This is a genomic window from Streptomyces sp. NPDC057428 (assembly GCF_042803195.1).
GTDB lineage: Bacteria > Actinomycetota > Actinomycetes > Streptomycetales > Streptomycetaceae > Streptomyces.
In genome coordinates this window covers 42,643-60,381 of record NZ_JBHVCT010000016.1, presented here as the reverse complement: position 1 = coordinate 60,381, position 17,739 = coordinate 42,643, and the positions used below count along the sequence as shown (strand labels likewise).

The following is a 17,739-nucleotide window of genomic DNA, read 5'->3' as shown; positions in this document are numbered from 1 at the left end:
CCCTGGGGTCACGACGGCGGTGCGGCACCGTCGGGGAGTGGCGGGCGAAGAGCCGGTTCATCTGAGGTAGCCCCGCTCTCCGGCGGCCCCGTGGTCCATGTGAAGCGGGGAGCGCGGCGCTCCAGGAACGCGGCGACCCCCTCGGCGGTGTCGCCGCTGTCCCGTGCCTGCCGGGACCAGTACGCGTCCCGGTCCTCGCGGCCGTCGGCGAACTCCTTCGCCGCCGCCTGCGTCAGCTGCGAACGCGCGGCCAGGACCTGCGCGAAGGACAGAACCCGGTCGTCCAGGGCGCCCGCAGGCAGGACCTCGTCGACCAGGCCGGTCCGCAGGGCCCGCTCCGTGCCGATGAGTTCGCCGGAGAACAGCAGGTACTTCGCGGTCGAGGGGCCGACCAGCGACACCAGCCGCCGTGTCGAAGACGACGGGTAGACGATCCCCAGTTTGGCGGGGGTGATCCCGAACGACGCGCCCTCCTCTGCGAACCGCAGGTCGCAGGCCGCTGCGAGCTGGCTGCCGCCGCCCACGCAGTAGCCGCGCACGGCGGCCAGTGTGGGCCGCGGGAAGGCGGCCAAGGCGTCCTCGGCCTGCACGGCGAGAGCCTGCGGCCGCCCGCCGGGAGTCCGGAGGGACGCGATGTCCGCGCCCGCGCAGAACGTGCCGCCGGCGCCGGTGAGCACGAGGACGCGTACGGCGGAGTCGGTGGCCAGCTCTTCGAGGAGCACCGGCAGTGCCTGCCACATGTCCGAGGTCATCGCATTGCGCTTCGCGGGGTTGCTGATGACGACGCTGGCCACGCCGTCCACGACGGTGTGCTCCAGTCGCGGCTCCGTGCGTGTCGGCCGCTCCGTGAGGTCCATGCGCCGGATGCTATCCGCAGGGCCCGAACCCATAGTCATGAAGGGGTCGCGAAGCGAGCACGCACCGTGAGGAGCGCGGGCCGGTGATGCGTCGTCCGTACGGTGACGGAGCAGATGGCGCCCGAAGAAGACGAGAAGTTGTCCAATCACCTGACGCTGTCATACTCAACCGATCAAATTGGTTCCGGAAGTGACCACTTACGGTCAGTGCTGCGGTCCGGACCATGCTGTTCCCGACACTCATTACTCGATGGTCAGTGAGATGCGAGTCGAGAGCGGGTGCCGGTCTATGGAGAGCCGCGGGAGTGTTCCGGCCCATCCGGTGTCGTACGAAGGTGTGTGGCGCTTCACGGCCCCCGCCGTGGACGCCTCGGTGCCCCAGGCCCGTCACGCGGTGCGGGACCTGCTGAGCCGGCAGGGGGTACCGGTCGAGGACGACATCCTCCAGGGCCTGCTGCTCATCGTTTCGGAGCTCGTCACGAACGCGGTCCGGCACGCGGCCCTGCTCTCGCCCGAGCTCGCCGTCGAGGTGGCCATCGGCGCGGAGTGGATCCGGGTGTCCGTCGAGGACAACCATCCCTACCGCCCCACGGCCCTCGTCACCGACTACGGGCAGACGGGCGGCCGGGGGCTGCTGCTGGTGCGCGAGATCACCGCCGAGGCGGGCGGTACCTGCGATGTGGAGCACACCGCCGGCGGCGGCAAGATCATCTGGGCGGCGCTGCCCCTCACGACGCAGCTCTGACCGCCCCGGCACCCCCGAGCCCGCGTCACCAGCCCGCGGGCGTACCCGTCAGCTCCCTGATCGCGGGCCGCGCGGCGTCCAGCACGGTCATGAACCAGGCCGAGAAGGGTGCTGCCGCGTGGCGCTCCGCCAGCTCGCCCGCGCTCACGAAGGCCGTCTCCCCGACCTCCTCCGCGTCCGGCCGCAGCTCCTCCTGCGCCAGCCCGACGAACAGGTGGTTGAACTCCTGTTCCACCAGGCCCGACAAGGGATCGGGGTGGTTGTAGCGGACGGTGCCCGCGGTCGCGAGCAGCGACGGCGAGATGCCCAGCTCCTCGTACGTACGCCTGGCTGCTGCGGCGAACGGGGCCTCCCCCGGGTACGGATGTCCGCAGCAGGTGTTCGACCACACACCGGGGGAGTGGTACTTGCCGAGTGCCCGTCGCTGCAGCAGCAGCCGTCCCTGCTCGTCGAAGAGGAAGACGGAGAACGCCCGGTGGAGCTGACCGGGGGCCTGATGGGCCGCGAGCTTCTCCGCGGTGCCGATGGTGGTGCCGCTCTCGTCGACCAGTTCGAGCATGATCGTGTCTGCTGTGCCGTTCGACGCGCTGTGCGCCGCGGTGGCTGGTGTGGTCGGCATACCCATCCTTCGCTTTGGTTCCCGGCCTCGTGCGCCGGACCCCTCGAGTGCGGTCAAGTCTGCCGTACAAAAGCCGCTTGTCCGTGCTTCGGGGGCTGGCATGTCCGTTCCGCCGCCCACTCCCGGGGGACGGCGGAACGGACATCACGTCAGACTCCGAAGGCCTCCGGACAGTGGATTGTGCCCGCGGGGACCCGCGCGGTACCGTCGAGCACCAGCGCCATGACCGCCCCGTCGGGGACGTCGAAGCCCGGCGCGATCCCGAACCGCGACGCCGGCTCGAAGCCGAGGGCCGGGTAGTACCCGGGGTGACCGAGTACCAGAACGAGTGACTCGCCCCGCAGCCTCGCCGCGTCCAGCACCGCCCGCACCACCGCGCGGCCCGCGCCCCGGCGCTGGTGGTCCGGCGCCGTCGACACCGGTGCCAGCGCGAGAGCGGGCACGTCCCCGACCGTGCACCGGGTCAGCAGGGCATGGGCCGCGACCGAACCGTTCGGGGCCTCGGCCACGTACGAGAGACCAGGCAGCCAGGCGCCCGGATCGGTACGCAGCGCGTCGGCCAGACCGGCCTCGGCGGGCGTCGGGAAGGCGGCGGCGACGACGGCGCGCACCGCGTCGTGGTCCGCCGGCGTTTCCGGTCGGGTCCGCCAGCGGGGGTCACGAGGCCGCAGCACGTACCCCGCGTAGCCGTACTCCGCGCCGTGCCGGCAGCGCACCGCGAGCTCCTCGCGGGTGGCCAGTGGACGTGCCGGCAGCGGGCCCGCGAGCGCGAGCAGCCGCCGGGTGGTGGCATCGGATCCCGGGCTCTGCCGGGGCAGCCGGTGGTGAAGTGAGAAGAAGGCGTCGTGCATGGGGTCGGTCAACGTCGGAACCCTTGTGTGAGGGGGCTCCGGCCGACTCCGGCCGGCGTCAGCCGAGCGGTCGGCCGGTCACCCGGAAGACGGGGAAGGACCGAGTGCTGTGCGGGGCAGCCGTCGTCGCGACGGTCATCAACCTCAGCTCCTTCGCTCTTCACGGGGCTCCGGACCCGGAGACACGACGCAGACCCTAGCACCGCGCCCGCGCACGGGTGGGGCTCAGTGGCAGAGCCTCGCCTCGTGCTCCGCGTGTCCGCTGGGTTCCAGCTGGAAGGTGCAGTGTTCGACGTCGAAGTGATGCCCGAGGCAGCCCTGCAGGTCGTGCAGTACCTTCTCGTGCCCGATCGAATCCAACATCTCCTGGTGCACGACCACATGGGCTGAAACGACGGGCATCCCCGAGGTGATCGTCCAGGCATGGAGGTCGTGGACGTCCAGGACGCCGGGCAGTGCCGTGATGTGAGCGCGCACCGCTTCCATGTCGACCCCCTTGGGAGCCGACTCGAGCAGCACGTCGAGGGTCTCCCGGAGGAGTCTGACCGTACGGGGGACGATCATCAGCCCGATCAGAAGTGAGGCGATGGGGTCGGCGGCCTGCCAGCCGGTGGCGATGATGACGCCCGCCGCCACGAGCACGGTCACGGAACCGAGGGTGTCGGCGACGACCTCCAGATAGGCGCCGCGCACGTTCAGGCTGTCCCGCTGCCCCCGCACCAGCAGGGACAGCGACACCACGTTGGCGAGCAGGCCGACGGCGGCGAACACGATGGCCAGGCCGCCCCTGGTCTCCGCCGGGGTGATGAAGCGGTCGACGGCCTCGAAGACCAGGTAGCCGCCGACGCCCAGCAGAAGCAGGCAGTTGGCCAGTGCGGCGAGGATCTCGGCGCGGGCGTAGCCGAAGGTGCGGTTGGGGCCGGCGGGTCTGTTGGCGAAGTGGATGGCCAGGAGGGCCATGCCGAGCCCCAGCGCGTCGGTCGCCATGTGCGCCGCGTCCGCGATCAGGGCCAGCGAGTCCGCGAGCAGCCCGCCGACGATCTCCATGACCATGACGCCGAGCGTGATGCCCAGGGCCACCCGGAGCCGGCCCCGGTACGCCGCCGCGGCCGTCCCCGTCGGGGGCGGTCCACCGTGCGCATGCCCGTGGTCGTGGCCTGCCCCCATGAGAACGCCTCCGTACACCGTCGTGTCCATCGGACAGCCCGAACGCACCTCGCCCGATGCGGCCAGTGAACTACGGGGCCGGGGTACGGGGCAAGACGGGACTGAACACCGTTGTCATGTGTTCTGACCTGCGGAAACGTCCGCAGGTCAGAGCGTCGGGCGCGCTGGGCGCTACTTCGCGGCGCGTGCCCCGGGGTGGAGCAGGCACCAGCCCTCCCAGGCCGACTCCACCATTTCGCGCATCCCCCGCCGGGCCGTCCAGCCCAGTTCCTCCGTCATCCTGGCCGCCGAGGCGACGGCGGTGGCGGCGTCCCCCGGCCTGCGCGCCTCGACCACGGGCTCCGCGGGCAGGCCGGTGACCTCCACGACCAGCTCGGCCAGCCGGCGCACCGAGACGCCCTCACCCCGGCCGATGTTCACGGTGAGGTCGCCGCCGTCCCCGCCGGCCGCGTTGCGGTCGAGCCTCTGGGCGACGGCCAGGTGCGCCTCGGCCAGATCGGCGACGTGGATGTAGTCGCGCACGCACGTGCCGTCAGGCGTCGGGTAGTCGTCACCGAAGATCCGGGGCGCCTCGCCCCGCGTCAGCCGGTCGAAGAACATGGGGACGACGTTGAAGACGCCGGTGTCCGCAAGCTCGGGTTCCCCCGTACCGGCCACGTTGAAGTACCGCAGGCAGGCCGTCGAGATGCCGTGCGCCCGCCCCGTGGCGCGGACGAGCCACTCCCCGGCGAGTTTGGTCTCGCCGTACGGGTTGATGGGCGCGCAGGGGGTGTCCTCGGTGATGAGGTCGGTGTCCGGGACGCCGTACACCGCTGCCGACGACGAGAAGAGGAAGCGCCCCACGCCCGCCGCGACCACGGCCTCCAGGAGCACCGACAGCCCGGTCACGTTCTCCCGGTAGTACAGCAGCGGCTTCTCGACGGACTCGCCGACCTGCTTCTTCGCCGCCAGGTGCACCACCCCGGTGACCGCGTGCTCCCTCAGCACCTGGTCGAGCACGCCGCGGTCGGACGCCGAACCGCGCACCAGCGTGACGTCCGCGGGCAGCCGGGCCTCGTTCCCCGTCGAGATGTCGTCGAGGACGACGACCCGCTCTCCCGCCGCCTTCATGGCTTTCGCCACATGTGCCCCGATGTATCCGGCTCCGCCTGTGATCAACCACGTCATGCGCGTCAGCTTATGCGCTGTCCGGACGCGGTTTGTGGGGCGAGGTGTTGATCGACGATGATGATCGCCTACGGCTCCGGGTGATGACCGGATCGCCCGAACGGAGCACAAACGGGCGGTGAACTCGGTCTTCCGTTCATCCGATAGCCTCAGCCGACGTGCCGCCGGCCCACCTCGGGGCCGCACTGTCGCGCGCCGTCCCTCAGTGCCAAGGAGTGAGTTCGTCTGTCGACCGCAATCCTCACCGGTGCGCCGGTACCCGGGTCGTCGCTCGAGGACGATCTGAGGTCACTCGGCTTCGAGGTGACTGCCGCCGCCGACGCCTCCGAGGCCGCCGAGCTGCTCGCCGCCGTCCCCGCCGGCAGACGCGTCGCGCTCGTCGACCCGCGTTTCGTCGGCCACGTCCACGCCCTCAGGCTCGGACTCACCGACCCCCGGTTCCCCGTCGCCGCGATCCCGGGAGCGCTCACCGCGCGGCCCGAGGCACGTGCCGCGGCACTGCGGGCCCTGCACCGGTCCGTGTCGCCCGTCGGGGTGGGCAGCCCTGCCCTGCCCGAGGGCACCGAGCCCGAAGGCGCCGTGACCCCCGCCGAGGACCGCACGGTCCCCGGCCGCCTGGCCGCCGCCCTGGCCGCCGAGGGCACCGACGTGAAGCTTCCCGAACTGGGCTCCCTCACCGCCGCCGTGCCCACCGGCCCCGAGGACCGCAGTGCCGCACAGGCCGCGGTGGACGCGGTCGACGACGAGGCGGTACGGCTGCGCAGCGCGGTGAAGGCGCACGACGGCTTCTTCACCACGTACTTCATCAGCCCCTACTCGCGCTACATCGCCCGCTGGTGCGCCCGCCGGGGTCTCACCCCGAACCAGGTCACCACCGCCTCCCTGATCACGGCGCTTATCGCGGCAGGCAGCGCAGCGACCGGCACCCGGGGCGGTTACATCGCGGCCGGGGTGCTGCTGCTCCTCTCCTTCGTCCTGGACTGCACGGACGGGCAGCTCGCCCGGTACTCCCTGCAGTACTCGACGATGGGGGCGTGGCTCGACGCCACCTTCGACCGGGCCAAGGAGTACGCGTACTACGCGGGCCTGGCCCTCGGAGCCGCCCGCGGCGGTGACGACGTGTGGGTGCTGGCGCTCGGCGCGATGGTGCTCCAGGCGTGCCGCCACGTCGTCGACTTCTCGTTCAACGAGGCCAACCACGACGCGGTCTCCAACACCAGCCCGACCGCCGCTCTCTCCGACAAGCTGGACAGCGTCGGCTGGACGGTCTGGCTGCGCCGGATGATAGTGCTGCCCATCGGCGAACGATGGGCCATGATCGCCGTGCTGACCGCCGTGACCACACCCCGGATCGTGTTCTACGCCCTGCTCATCGGCTGTGCGCTGGCCGCCTGCTACACCACGGCGGGCCGTCTCCTGCGTTCGCTGACCCGCAAGGCGCAGCGCACCGACCGGGCTGCCGGGGCGCTGGCCGACCTCGCCGACTCGGGGCCGCTCGCGCAGGGCGTCGCCTCCGTGCTCCGGCGCCCGCGGGGCGGCTTCACCGCCCCTCTGCTGGCGTTCGCCGGAGCGCTGGCCGTGGTCGCCGCCGCGCTGTTCGCCCCCTACGGCGGGCTGCTGACCGTGGGCGCCGGGGTGGTCTACGCGATCCTCTCGGGCCTCGCGGTCTCCCGCCCGCTCAAGGGCGCGCTCGACTGGCTCGTGCCCCCGGTCTTCCGGGCCGCCGAGTACTGCACCATCCTCGTGCTGGCCGCCCGCAGCGACGTGCCGCACGCCGTTCCCGCGGCATTCGGCCTGGTTTCGGCGGTCGCCTACCATCACTACGACACGGTGTACCGCATTCGGGGCGGCACCGGCGCACCCCCCCGGTGGCTGGTGCGCACCATCGGCGGGCACGAGGGCCGGACCCTGGTCGTGGCCGTACTCGCCGCCGTACTGACCAGCGGTTCAGGCTTCACCACGGCCCTCACCGCGCTCGCGGCCGCCGTGGCCCTGGTGGTGCTCGTGGAGTCCATCCGCTTCTGGGTGTCCTCCTCGGCCCCCGCCGTACACGACGAAGGAGAACTCGCATGATCGGCCTCGTACTGGCTGCCGGCGCCGGACGCCGTCTGCGTCCTTACACGGACACGCTGCCGAAGGCCCTGGTGCCTGTGGACGGCGAGAAGACGGTCCTGGACCTCACCCTGGCCAACTTCGCCGAGGTCGGACTGACCGAGGTCGCGATCGTGGTCGGCTACCGCAAGGAGGCCGTCTACGCCCGCAAGGACGAGTTCGAAGCGACGTACGGCGTGAAGCTGACGCTGATCGACAACGACAATGCCGAGGAGTGGAACAACGCCTACTCCCTGTGGTGCGCCCGTGAGGTCCTCGAGCAGGGCGTCATCCTGGCCAACGGCGACACCGTGCACCCCGTCTCCGTCGAGAAGACCCTCCTGGACGCCCGCGGCAAGGGCCAGAAGATCATCCTCGCCCTCGACACGGTGAAGAACCTCGCCGACGAGGAGATGAAGGTCATCACCGACGGTGAGAAGGGCGTGCGCCGGATCACCAAGCTGATGGACCCGGCCACCGCGACCGGTGAGTACATCGGCGTCACGCTCATCGAGCCCGAGGCCGCCGGGGAGCTCGCCGACGCGCTGAAGGCGACCTTCGAGCGCGACCCCGACCTCTACTACGAGGACGGCTACCAGGAGCTCGTGAACCGCGGCTTCACGGTCGACGTCGCCCCCATCGGCGAAGTGACGTGGGTCGAGATCGACAACCACGACGACCTGGCCAGGGGCAGGGAGATCGCGTGCCGGTACTGACCCGCCTCATCCCGTCCCCCGTCGTCGTCGACATCCGGCGCGGCGCCATGGACGACCTGGCCGGTCTCCTCGCCGACCAGCGGATCTCCGCATCGGGCAAGCTCGCCATCGCGATCAGCGAGGGGTCCGGGCGCGCCCTGCGCGAGAGGCTCGCCCCGGTGCTTCCCGGGGCCGACTGGTACCCCGTCACCGACGGCACGATCGACTCCGCGGTCCGGCTGGCCGACGGCATCAAGGGCAACCGCTACGACGCGCTCGTCGGCCTCGGCGGCGGCAAGATCATCGACGTGGCGAAGTACGCCGCGGCGCGGGTGGGGATGCCCATGGTCGCCGTCGCGACGAACCTCGCCCACGACGGGCTCTGCTCTCCGATCGCCACCCTGGACAACGACAACGGGCGCGGCTCCTACGGGGTCCCCACCCCCATCGCCGTGGTGATCGACCTCGACGTGATCCGCGAGGCCCCCGAACGCTTCGTGCGCTCCGGCATCGGGGACGCGGTCTCCAACATCTCCTGCGTCGCCGACTGGGAGCTCGCCCACGAGGTACAGGGCGAGGAGATCGACGGTCTCGCGGCGGCCATGGCCCGGCAGGCGGGCGAGGCCGTGCTCCGCCACCCCGGCGGGGTCGGCGACGACGCCTTCCTCAAGGTGCTGGCGGAGGGCCTCGTCCTGACGGGCATCTCGATGTCGGTCGCCGGTGACTCCCGGCCCGCGTCGGGCGGCTGCCACGAGATCAACCACGCCTTCGACCTGCTGTACCCGAAGCGTGCCGCCAGCCACGGCGAGCAGGTCGGCCTCGGCGCCTGCTTCGCGATGCACCTGAGGGGTGCCCGCGAGGAGTCGCGGCACATGGCGTCCGTCCTGCGTCGCCACGGGCTGCCCGTGCTGTCCGAGGAGATCGGTTTCACCGCCGACGAGTTCGTGCGGGCCGTCGAGTACGCGCCGCAGACGCGTCCGGGCCGATTCACGATCCTGGAACACCTCAACCTGTCCACCGACCAGATCAGGGACGCGTACGCCGACTATGCAAAAGCCATCCATAGCTGAACTCCGCCCCGTCGTTCACCCTCCGGGCGTGAAGGACCGGCGCAGTGGCGAGCACTGGGCTGGTCGGCTCTACATGCGCGAGGTCTCGCTGCGCATCACCCGGCAGATGGTGACGACCAAGGTCACGCCGAACCAGCTGACCTACGTGATGACCGTCGCCGGGGTGCTCGCGGCGCCCGCCCTGCTGCTCCCCGGCATCCCCGGAGCCCTGCTCGGCGTGCTCGCGGTCCAGCTCTACCTGCTGTTCGACTGCGTCGACGGCGAGGTGGCCCGCTGGAAGAAGCAGTACTCGCTGGGCGGGGTCTACCTGGACCGGGTGGCGGCGTATCTGTGTGACGCGGCGGTGCTGGTCGGCTTCGGCCTGCGCGCCGCCGACCTGTGGGGCCCGGGACGCATCGACTGGCTGTGGGCCTTCCTGGGCACGCTCGCCGCCCTCGGCGCCATCCTGATCAAGGCGGAGACCGACCTCGTCGGCGTCGCCCGTCACCAGGGCGGGCTGCCGCCCGTCAAGGAGGCCGCGTCAGAGCCGCGCTCCTCCGGAATGGCGTTCGCCCGGCGAGCCGCCGGCGCGCTCAAGTTCCACCGCCTGATCCTCGGCATCGAGGCGTCGTTCGTCATCCTGGTGGCCGCCGTCCTGGACACGGTCCGGGACGACCTCTTCTTCAGCCGTCTCGCGGTCGCGGTCCTGGCGGGCATCGCCCTGCTCCAGACCGTCCTGCACCTGGTGTCGATCCTGGCGTCCAGCAGGCTGAAGTGAGCTCCCCCATGAAACTCGGCGCGGTCATCATCACCATGGGCAACCGACCCGATGAACTGCGTGCCCTGCTCGATTCGGTCGCCCGGCAGGACGGCGACCGGATCGAGGTGGTCGTCGTCGGGAACGGCGCCCCGGTGCCGGACGTGCCCCCGGGCGTGCGGACCGTCGAACTGCCCGAGAACCTGGGCATCCCCGGCGGCCGCAACGTCGGCATCGAGGCTTTCGGGCCTTCCGGGGCCGACGTGGACGCGCTGCTCTTCCTCGACGACGACGGACTGCTGCCGAACACCGACACCGCCGAGCTCTGCCGGCAGGCGTTCGAGGCGGACCCGAAGCTGGGCGTCATCACCTTCCGCATCGCGGACCCGGAGACCGGCGTCACCCAGCGGCGGCACGTGCCCAGGCTCCGCGCCTCCGATCCGATGCGCTCGTCCCGCGTCACGACGTTCCTGGGCGGCGCGAACGCCGTCCGCAGCAAGGTGATCGCGGAGGCGGGCCCGCTTCCCGGCGAGTTCTTCTACGCGCACGAGGAGACCGACCTCGCCTGGCGGGCCCTGGACGCCGGCTGGATGATCGAGTACCGCGCCGACATGGTCCTCAACCACCCCACCACCGCGCCCTCGCGGCATGCGGTCTACCACCGCATGGTGGCCCGCAACCGCGTCTGGCTGGCCCGCCGGAACCTGCCCGCACCGCTGGTTCCGGTGTACACGGGGGTCTGGCTGCTGCTCACCCTGATGCGCAAACCCTCGCTGCCGGCCCTGCGGGCATGGTTCGGAGGTTTCCGGGAAGGGTGGACGAAGCCCTGCGGACCCCGGCGGCCCATGAGGTGGCGTACGGTATGGCGGCTGACGAGACTGGGCCGGCCACCGGTGATCTGAGAGGCTCTTCCTCTGAGAACATGAGCCGTACTCATTCGTACGGGGACCCTGTCCGCCTCGGCCGCCCCGGCTGCGCATTGTGAAGACGAGAGTTCTTAACTGTGAGTGACACGACCCATGACGGAGGGATCGCGCTGAGCCCCCCACCGTCCGCCGACGCGGGACTGAGTGCGTCCCAGTTGGCCGAGAAGTACGGCCTGACGGTGAGTGGCGCCCGGCCCGGGCTGTTCGCGTACGTCCGTCAGCTCTGGGGCCGCCGGCATTTCATCCTGGCGTTCTCGAGGGCCAAGCTGACGGCGCAGTACAGCCAGGCCAAGCTCGGCCAGCTGTGGCAGGTGGCGACACCGCTGCTCAACGCGCTGGTCTACTTCCTGATCTTCGGGCTCATTCTCGGCACGTCGAAGGGAATGCCCCAGGAGGTCTTCATCCCGTTCCTGGTGACGGGTGTCTTCGTCTTCACCTTCACCCAGAGTTCGGTCATGGCGGGGGTGCGGTCCATCGCGGGCAACCTCGGCCTCGTCCGGGCCCTGCACTTCCCCCGGGCCTCGCTGCCCATCTCGTTCTCGCTCCAGCAGCTCCAGCAGCTGCTGTACTCGATGATCGTGCTGGTGGCCGTGGCCGTGGCTTTCGGCAGCTATCCCACGCTCTCGTGGCTGCTGGTCGTCCCGGCTCTCGCCCTGCAGTTCTTCTTCAACACCGGCCTGGCGCTGATCATGGCCCGGCTGGGCAGCAAGACCCCCGACCTGGCTCAGCTGATGCCGTTCGTCATGCGTACCTGGATGTACGCCTCGGGCGTCATGTTCTCCATTCCCGTACAGCTCGAGGGCAAGCCGGCCTGGATCGCCGACGTGCTCCAGTACAACCCGGCGGCCATCTACATGGACCTGGTGCGCTTCGCGATGATCGACGGATACGGCTCGGAGAACCTGCCGCAGCACGTCTGGATGGTCGGACTCGTATGGTCGCTCCTGGTGGGCGGCGTGGGCTTCGTGTACTTCTGGAAGGCAGAGGAACGGTACGGCCGTGGCTGAGGAATTGTCCCAGGGACACATCCCCACAGTGATCGCGGACGATGTGCACATCGTCTACCGGGTCAACGGCACGGGCGGCGGCAAGGGCAGTGCCACCGCGGCCCTGAGCCGGATCATGCGTCGCGGCAAGGGGGAGCCGCGCGGTGTGCGCAAGGTCCACGCGGTGCGCGGTGTTTCCTTCACCGCCTACCGCGGCCAGGCCATCGGGCTCATCGGCACCAACGGCTCGGGCAAGTCCACCCTGCTGCGCGCCATCGCCGGCCTGCTCCCGACGGAGCACGGCAAGGTCTACACGGACGGCCAGCCGTCCCTGCTCGGTGTCAACGCGGCGCTGATGAGCGACCTCACCGGTGAGCGCAACGTCGTCCTCGGCGGTCTCGCGATGGGGATGAGCCGTGAGGAGATCCGCAGCCGGTACCAGGACATCGTGGACTTCTCCGGGATCAACGAGAAGGGCGACTTCATCACGCTGCCGATGAGGACGTACTCCTCCGGCATGGCGGCGCGGCTGCGCTTCTCGATCGCGGCCGCCAAGAACCACGACGTCCTCATGATCGACGAGGCGCTGGCCACCGGCGACCGCAAGTTCCGGGTGCGCTCCGAGGAGCGGATCCGCGAGCTGCGCAAGGAGGCGGGCACCGTCTTCCTGGTCAGCCACAACAACAAGACGATCCGGGATACGTGTGACCGGGTGCTGTGGCTGGAGAGGGGCGAGCTCCTGATGGACGGCCCGACCGAAGAGGTCCTCAAGGCCTACGAGCGGGAGACCGGCAAGTAGCCGTCGCCTCCGCGTGGCCCCCGCCGGTGCGTTCCGGCGGGGGCCACGCGCTGTGCGCCCACGGACACCTGAGGACGCGGGGCGGGCCCCGGGACGGTCTCCTCCGGGCGGATGACGTCAATCACCCCGCGTCCGGGGAACGTTGACGGCACACGAAGTGTTGTACCGGCGCGCGCCGTACCCCGGCGCGTCCCTGTGAGCTGTACAACGTAAGCTGTACCGGTGCTGATTCGCGGCAATGTGGGGTGAAACGCCCCCCGGCACATCACCCGTGGCGCGCATGTCGCACTCGGGAGGACTAAGGGCGTGTCCGAAAAGGGATGTTTTGGGTCAGCAGTGTAGAACGGGAGATATGACGGCAACGATGGAAAATCTCCAGCTCCGACGGGGTTTCGCCGTCCCCGCGTCGGGTGGTACGCGGTGACCGCTACCCAGGAGGCGCGCGCCGACGCCGTCGCGACCGGAACGCTCGACAAGGCCGCGGACGAGAACTTCCCCGTGGCCCCCTTCTTCCTGCCGCGGGGATGGCGCGACGATCTCATGGCCGTCTACGGATTCGCCCGCCTCGTCGACGACATCGGTGACGGCGATCTGGCGCCCGGCGGCGCCGACGCGCGCCGGCTCGGCCTGGAGCCCGGAAAGGGCGAGGACCGGCCGGCCATGCTCGACGCGCTCGAAGCCGACCTGAACCGCGTCTTCGCGAGCGTCGGAGACGGCCCCCGTCACCCCCTGATGCGCGCCCTGCTCCCCACGGTGCGGCGCTGCGCGCTCACCCCCGAGCCCTTCCTCGGGCTCATCGAAGCCAACCGTCAGGACCAGAAGGTCCGCCGCTACGGGACGTACGGCGAGCTCCTCGCCTACTGCGAACTCTCCGCCAACCCGGTCGGGCGGCTCGTCCTGCAGATCACCGGCACCGCCAGCCCCGAACGGATCCGCCGCTCCGACGCCGTCTGTACCGCGCTGCAGATCGCCGAGCACCTCCAGGACGTCGCCGAGGACCTCGGCCGCGACCGCATCTATCTGCCCGCCGAGGACATGGCCCGTTTCCACGTCGGCGAGTCCGAGCTGGCCGCGCCCTGTGCGGGGGCGGCGGTGCGCTCCCTGGTCGCCTTCGAGGCCGAGCGAGCCGGTCACCTGCTGGACGAGGGCATCCCCCTGGTGGGCAGCGTCCACGGCAGGCTCCGGCTGCTGCTCGCCGGATTCGTCGGCGGGGGACGTGCCGCACTCGGCGCCGTCTCGGCTGCCGGTTTCGACGTACTGCCCGGACCGCCCAAGCCCACCGCGCCCAGAATGCTGCGCGAGGTGGGAGCCGTCCTGCGAAGAGCGCACAGAGAGGGGTGAGCCGGACCGTGGAGGGACAGACGACGTACATGTCGGCGCCGGTACAGGCCGCATACAGCTACTGCGAGGCCGTCACCGGACAGCAGGCCCGTAATTTCGCGTACGGCATCCGACTGCTGCCGTACGAGAAGCGGCAGGCCATGTCGGCGCTGTACGCCTTCTCCCGTCGGGTCGACGACATCGGCGACGGCGAACTGGATCCGGAGACCAAGCGAACCCGGCTGGAAAGCACCCGGGAACTGCTCGACCGGATTCGTGACAAGGCGGTCGACGAGGACGACACCGACCCGGTCGCGGTCGCGCTGGCCGACGCCGCGCGGCGCTTCCCGCTGCCGCTCGACGGCCTCGACGAGCTCATCGACGGCGTGCTGATGGACGTCCGGGGCGCGACCTACGAGACCTGGGACGACCTGAAGACCTACTGCCGGTGTGTCGCGGGTGCCATCGGGCGTCTCAGCCTCGGTGTCTTCGGTACCGAGGCGGGCGCACCCGGGGCCGAACGCGCGGCGGAGTACGCCGACACCCTCGGCCTGGCGCTCCAGCTCACCAACATCCTGCGCGACGTGCGCGAGGACGCCGGGAACGGGCGCACGTACCTGCCCGCCGACGACCTCGCCAAATTCGGCTGCTCCGCGGGCTTCCACCGCGCCACCCCGCCCCCCGGGTCCGACTTCGCCGGTCTGGTGCACTTCGAGGTCCGGCGCGCCCGGGCGCTCTTCGCCGAGGGGTACCGGCTGCTGCCGATGCTGGACCGCCGCAGCGGTGCCTGCGTGGCGGCGATGGCGGGTATCTACCGTCGCCTCCTCGACAGGATCGAGCGTGACCCGGAGGCCGTCCTGCGCGGCAGGGTCTCGCTCCCCGGCCACGAGAAGGCCTACGTCGCGGTGCGCGGCCTGTCGGGTCTCGACGCGCGGTACATCTCGCGCCGTACGGCCAGGGGGCGGGTCTGATGGCACGTCCTGCGCGATCCGCCGGTGCCGGGCGGGCAACCCGGCAGGGCTCCGGCGCGTCCCTGACTGCGACGACACGGCGAAAGGGGCAGCCATGACCGACCGGAGCGCACGCTCCTTCCGCGCTGTCGTCATCGGCGGAGGCCTCGCGGGGGTCACCGCCGCGCTGCGTCTCGCCGACTCCGGCGTGGACGTGACCCTGCTCGAAGGGCGCCCCCGGCTCGGCGGGCTCGCCTTCTCCTTCCGGCGCGGCGACCTCTCCGTCGACAACGGCCAGCACGTGTACCTGCGCTGCTGTACGGGCTACCGCTGGTTCCTGGACCGCATCGAGGGTTCCCACCTCGCCCCGCTCCAGGACCGCCTCGATGTACCCGTACTCGACGTGGGCCGGCTCGCCGGGCCGCGGCTCGGCCGCCTGCGCCGTACCGGACTGCCCGTGCCGCTGCACCTCGCCGGCGGTCTCGCCGCCTACCCCCACCTCTCGGTCGCGGAGAAGGCGGGTGTCGCCCGTGCGGCGCTCGCCCTGGGGCGGCTCGACCCCGCTGACCCCGCGCTCGACGGCGTCGACTTCGCGACCTGGCTCCGCCGCCACGGGCAGTCCTCGCGCACCATCGAGGCACTCTGGGACCTCGTCGGAGTCGCCACGCTCAACGCCACCGCCTCGAACGCCTCCATGGCCCTGGCCGCGATGGTCTTCAAGACGGGACTGCTCTCCGACCCGGGCGCCGCCGACATCGGCTGGGCGGCCGTGCCGCTCGGCGATCTCCACGACACCCTCGCCCGCAAGGCGCTCGAATCAGCGGGCGTACGCATCCACGTGCGCACCAGGGCCGGATCCCTCACCCGTACCGAGGACGGCCGCTGGACCGTCGGGACGGACGGCGAGCGGTTCGAGGCGGACACCGTCGTGCTCGCCGTGCCGCAGGGCGAGACCCACCGGCTGCTGCCCGACGGCGCGCTCGACGACCCCGGCAGGCTGCTCGACCTCGAGGACGCGCCGATCCTCAACGTGCACGTCGTCTACGACCGCAAGGTGCTGCGGAGGCCCTTCTTCGCCGCACTGGGCTCACCCGTGCAATGGGTCTTCGACCGCACGGGGTCCTCCGGCCTCCAGGGAGGTGGCCAGTACATCGCGGTGTCGCAGTCCGCGGCACAGGACGAGATCGATCTCCCGGTCGCCGAGCTCCGCAAGCGCTACGTACCCGAGCTGGAACGACTCCTGCCGGCCGCACGCGGGGCCGGCATCCGGGACTTCTTCGTCACCAGGGAGCGCACGGCGACGTTCGCGCCCGCACCCGGAGTGGCCCGCCTGCGGCCCGGCACGAAAACCCGTGCCCCCGGGCTGCAGTTGGCGGGAGCATGGACCGCGACCGGCTGGCCCGCCACGATGGAGGGCGCCGTCCGCAGTGGTTTCAGCGCCGCGGACGCAGCGCTCCAGGCACTCGGCCGGCCCCACGAACATCCGCTGCAGGAGGCGGCATGAGCAGTACCACCGGAACAAGAGGAGAGTCTGTGACCCCGGCGAATCCGGCTTTCGACACCGTGGCGGACACCACGGACGTCACCGCGCTTCTGGAGCGTGGAAGGGCCCTGTCAGCGCCGGTGCTGCGAGCTGCCGTGGACCGGCTGGCGCCGCCCATGGACACCGTCGCGGCCTATCACTTCGGCTGGATCGACGCTCAGGGCCGGCCCGCTGACGGCGACGGCGGCAAGGCAGTGCGTCCCGCGCTGGCGCTGTTGTCAGCGGAGGCCGCGGGAGCCCCGGCGGAAGCCGGCATCCCCGGCGCCGTGGCCGTCGAACTCGTGCACAACTTCTCGCTGCTGCACGACGACCTGATGGACGGCGACGAGCAGCGCCGCCACCGCGACACCGTGTGGAAGGTGCACGGTCCGGCCCAGGCGATCCTCGTCGGCGACGCGCTCTTCGCGCTGGCCAACGAGGTCCTGCTGGAGCTCGGCACCGTCGAGGCCGGCCGCGCCACCCGCAGGCTGACCACCGCCAGCCGCAAGCTGATCGACGGTCAGGCCCAGGACATCTCCTACGAGCACCGCGAGCGGGTCACCGTCGAGGAGTGCCTGGAGATGGAGGGCAACAAGACGGGCGCGCTGCTCGCCTGCGCCGTCTCCATCGGCGCCGTGCTCGGCGGGGCGGACGACCGTACGGCCGACACCCTGGAGGCGTACGGCTACCACCTCGGCCTCGCCTTCCAGGCGGTCGACGACCTGCTCGGAATCTGGGGCGACCCGGAGTCCACGGGCAAGCAGACGTGGAGCGACCTGCGCCAGCGCAAGAAGTCCCTGCCCGTCGTAGCCGCCCTGGCCGCCGGCGGGCCGGCGTCGGAGCGGCTGGGTGAACTCCTCGCCGCCGACGCCAAGAGCACCGATTTCGACACCTTCTCCGAAGAGGAGTTCGCCGTGCGCGCGGCACTCATCGAGGAGGCGGGCGGCCGCGAGTGGACCACCGAGGAAGCACGCCGTCAGCACGCCGTGGCCGTCGAGGCGCTGCACGGTGTCGACATGCCGGAACGAGTGCGGGCGCAGCTCACCGCGCTCGCCGACTTCGTTGTCGTACGAAAGAGATGATCACCATCCTGATATGACTCGCAGTCGCCGGCGGGGGGCCCCGGGCGGGGGCCGCCGCCGGCGGCCCCCCCCCCAACCAGGGGGCAAAAGGACGGGGGGGGTCGCAAGGAGACCGCCCCGAGAGCTAGCCCGCGGGCGCCGGCCCCCCCGGCCGGT

General features: G+C 71.1%; 16 protein-coding genes and 1 pseudogene. 12 read left to right on the top strand and 5 right to left on the bottom strand.

Translation table 11 applies throughout. From position 1 onward, the window contains the following. Window positions 1-8: 8 nt before the first annotated feature. The gene (locus ACFU5K_RS09315) at window positions 9-857 is read right to left on the bottom strand and encodes an enoyl-CoA hydratase/isomerase family protein (RefSeq protein WP_384058517.1); all 849 of its coding nucleotides are present in this window, start codon (window positions 855-857) and stop codon (window positions 9-11) included. 289 nt (window positions 858-1,146) lie between these two features. Here ACFU5K_RS09315 and ACFU5K_RS09310 point away from each other — a divergent pair, with 289 nt between their 5' ends. Beyond that, window positions 1,147-1,602, top strand: coding sequence for an ATP-binding protein (locus tag ACFU5K_RS09310; RefSeq protein WP_384058515.1), 456 nt, complete (start codon window positions 1,147-1,149; stop codon window positions 1,600-1,602). Between the two features lie 25 nt (window positions 1,603-1,627). Here the strand turns inward: ACFU5K_RS09310 and idi are convergent, their stop codons facing one another. From idi to galE, 4 genes and pseudogenes are all read right to left on the bottom strand, one after another. Continuing rightward, entirely contained in the window at window positions 1,628-2,221 is a 594-nt protein-coding gene (gene idi / locus ACFU5K_RS09305; protein ID WP_384058513.1) for an isopentenyl-diphosphate Delta-isomerase, read from the bottom strand. 149 nt (window positions 2,222-2,370) lie between these two features. Then, window positions 2,371-2,958, bottom strand: a pseudogene (locus ACFU5K_RS09300) (GNAT family N-acetyltransferase); the annotation flags it as partial. Between the two features lie 339 nt (window positions 2,959-3,297). Next, window positions 3,298-4,239 carry a cation diffusion facilitator family transporter gene (locus tag ACFU5K_RS09295; protein ID WP_384058511.1) on the bottom strand — a complete coding sequence of 314 codons (942 nt, stop codon included), beginning with the start codon at window positions 4,237-4,239 and terminating at the stop codon, window positions 3,298-3,300. A gap of 171 nt (window positions 4,240-4,410) precedes the next feature. Next, a complete protein-coding gene (gene galE / locus ACFU5K_RS09290; protein WP_384058509.1) occupies window positions 4,411-5,406 on the bottom strand; it encodes a UDP-glucose 4-epimerase GalE in 996 nt (331 codons plus the stop codon). A gap of 303 nt (window positions 5,407-5,709) precedes the next feature. On the opposite strand from galE, the gene ACFU5K_RS09285 reads away from it, so the two are divergent. The 11 genes from ACFU5K_RS09285 (at window position 5,710) to ACFU5K_RS09235 (ending at window position 17,583) form a co-directional block, all read left to right on the top strand. Further along, entirely contained in the window at window positions 5,710-7,479 is a 1,770-nt protein-coding gene (locus tag ACFU5K_RS09285) for a DUF5941 domain-containing protein (RefSeq protein WP_384058507.1), read from the top strand. After that, window positions 7,476-8,213, top strand: coding sequence for a sugar phosphate nucleotidyltransferase (locus ACFU5K_RS09280; protein WP_384058505.1), 738 nt, complete (start codon window positions 7,476-7,478; stop codon window positions 8,211-8,213). Before ACFU5K_RS09285 ends, ACFU5K_RS09280 begins: the two co-directional genes overlap by 4 nt. Next, the gene (locus ACFU5K_RS09275) at window positions 8,201-9,262 is read left to right on the top strand and encodes an iron-containing alcohol dehydrogenase family protein (RefSeq protein WP_384058503.1); all 1,062 of its coding nucleotides are present in this window, start codon (window positions 8,201-8,203) and stop codon (window positions 9,260-9,262) included. The genes ACFU5K_RS09280 and ACFU5K_RS09275 overlap by 13 nt, the downstream gene beginning before the upstream one ends. Then, window positions 9,240-10,019, top strand: coding sequence for a CDP-alcohol phosphatidyltransferase family protein (locus ACFU5K_RS09270; RefSeq protein WP_384058501.1), 780 nt, complete (start codon window positions 9,240-9,242; stop codon window positions 10,017-10,019). The genes ACFU5K_RS09275 and ACFU5K_RS09270 overlap by 23 nt, the downstream gene beginning before the upstream one ends. Window positions 10,020-10,027: 8 nt before the next feature. Continuing rightward, window positions 10,028-10,900: a glycosyltransferase family 2 protein gene (locus tag ACFU5K_RS09265; RefSeq protein ID WP_384058570.1), complete on the top strand. Its 873-nt coding sequence runs from the start codon at window positions 10,028-10,030 to the stop codon at window positions 10,898-10,900. Between the two features lie 101 nt (window positions 10,901-11,001). Continuing rightward, entirely contained in the window at window positions 11,002-11,931 is a 930-nt protein-coding gene (locus tag ACFU5K_RS09260; RefSeq protein WP_384058499.1) for an ABC transporter permease, read from the top strand. Then, on the top strand, window positions 11,924-12,709 hold the full coding sequence (locus ACFU5K_RS09255; protein WP_384058497.1) for an ABC transporter ATP-binding protein: 786 nt from the start codon (window positions 11,924-11,926) through the stop codon (window positions 12,707-12,709). The genes ACFU5K_RS09260 and ACFU5K_RS09255 overlap by 8 nt, the downstream gene beginning before the upstream one ends. Before the next feature lie 420 nt (window positions 12,710-13,129). Continuing rightward, window positions 13,130-14,050: a squalene synthase HpnC gene (gene hpnC, locus ACFU5K_RS09250; protein WP_384058496.1), complete on the top strand. Its 921-nt coding sequence runs from the start codon at window positions 13,130-13,132 to the stop codon at window positions 14,048-14,050. Between the two features lie 29 nt (window positions 14,051-14,079). Next, a complete protein-coding gene (hpnD, locus tag ACFU5K_RS09245) occupies window positions 14,080-15,000 on the top strand; it encodes a presqualene diphosphate synthase HpnD (RefSeq protein WP_384058568.1) in 921 nt (306 codons plus the stop codon). Between the two features lie 94 nt (window positions 15,001-15,094). Continuing rightward, on the top strand, window positions 15,095-16,483 hold the full coding sequence (gene hpnE, locus ACFU5K_RS09240; RefSeq protein WP_384058494.1) for a hydroxysqualene dehydroxylase HpnE: 1,389 nt from the start codon (window positions 15,095-15,097) through the stop codon (window positions 16,481-16,483). Beyond that, window positions 16,480-17,583, top strand: a complete 1,104-nt coding sequence (locus ACFU5K_RS09235) for a polyprenyl synthetase family protein (protein WP_384058492.1) — start codon at window positions 16,480-16,482, stop codon at window positions 17,581-17,583. Before hpnE ends, ACFU5K_RS09235 begins: the two co-directional genes overlap by 4 nt. Window positions 17,584-17,739: the final 156 nt, after the last annotated feature.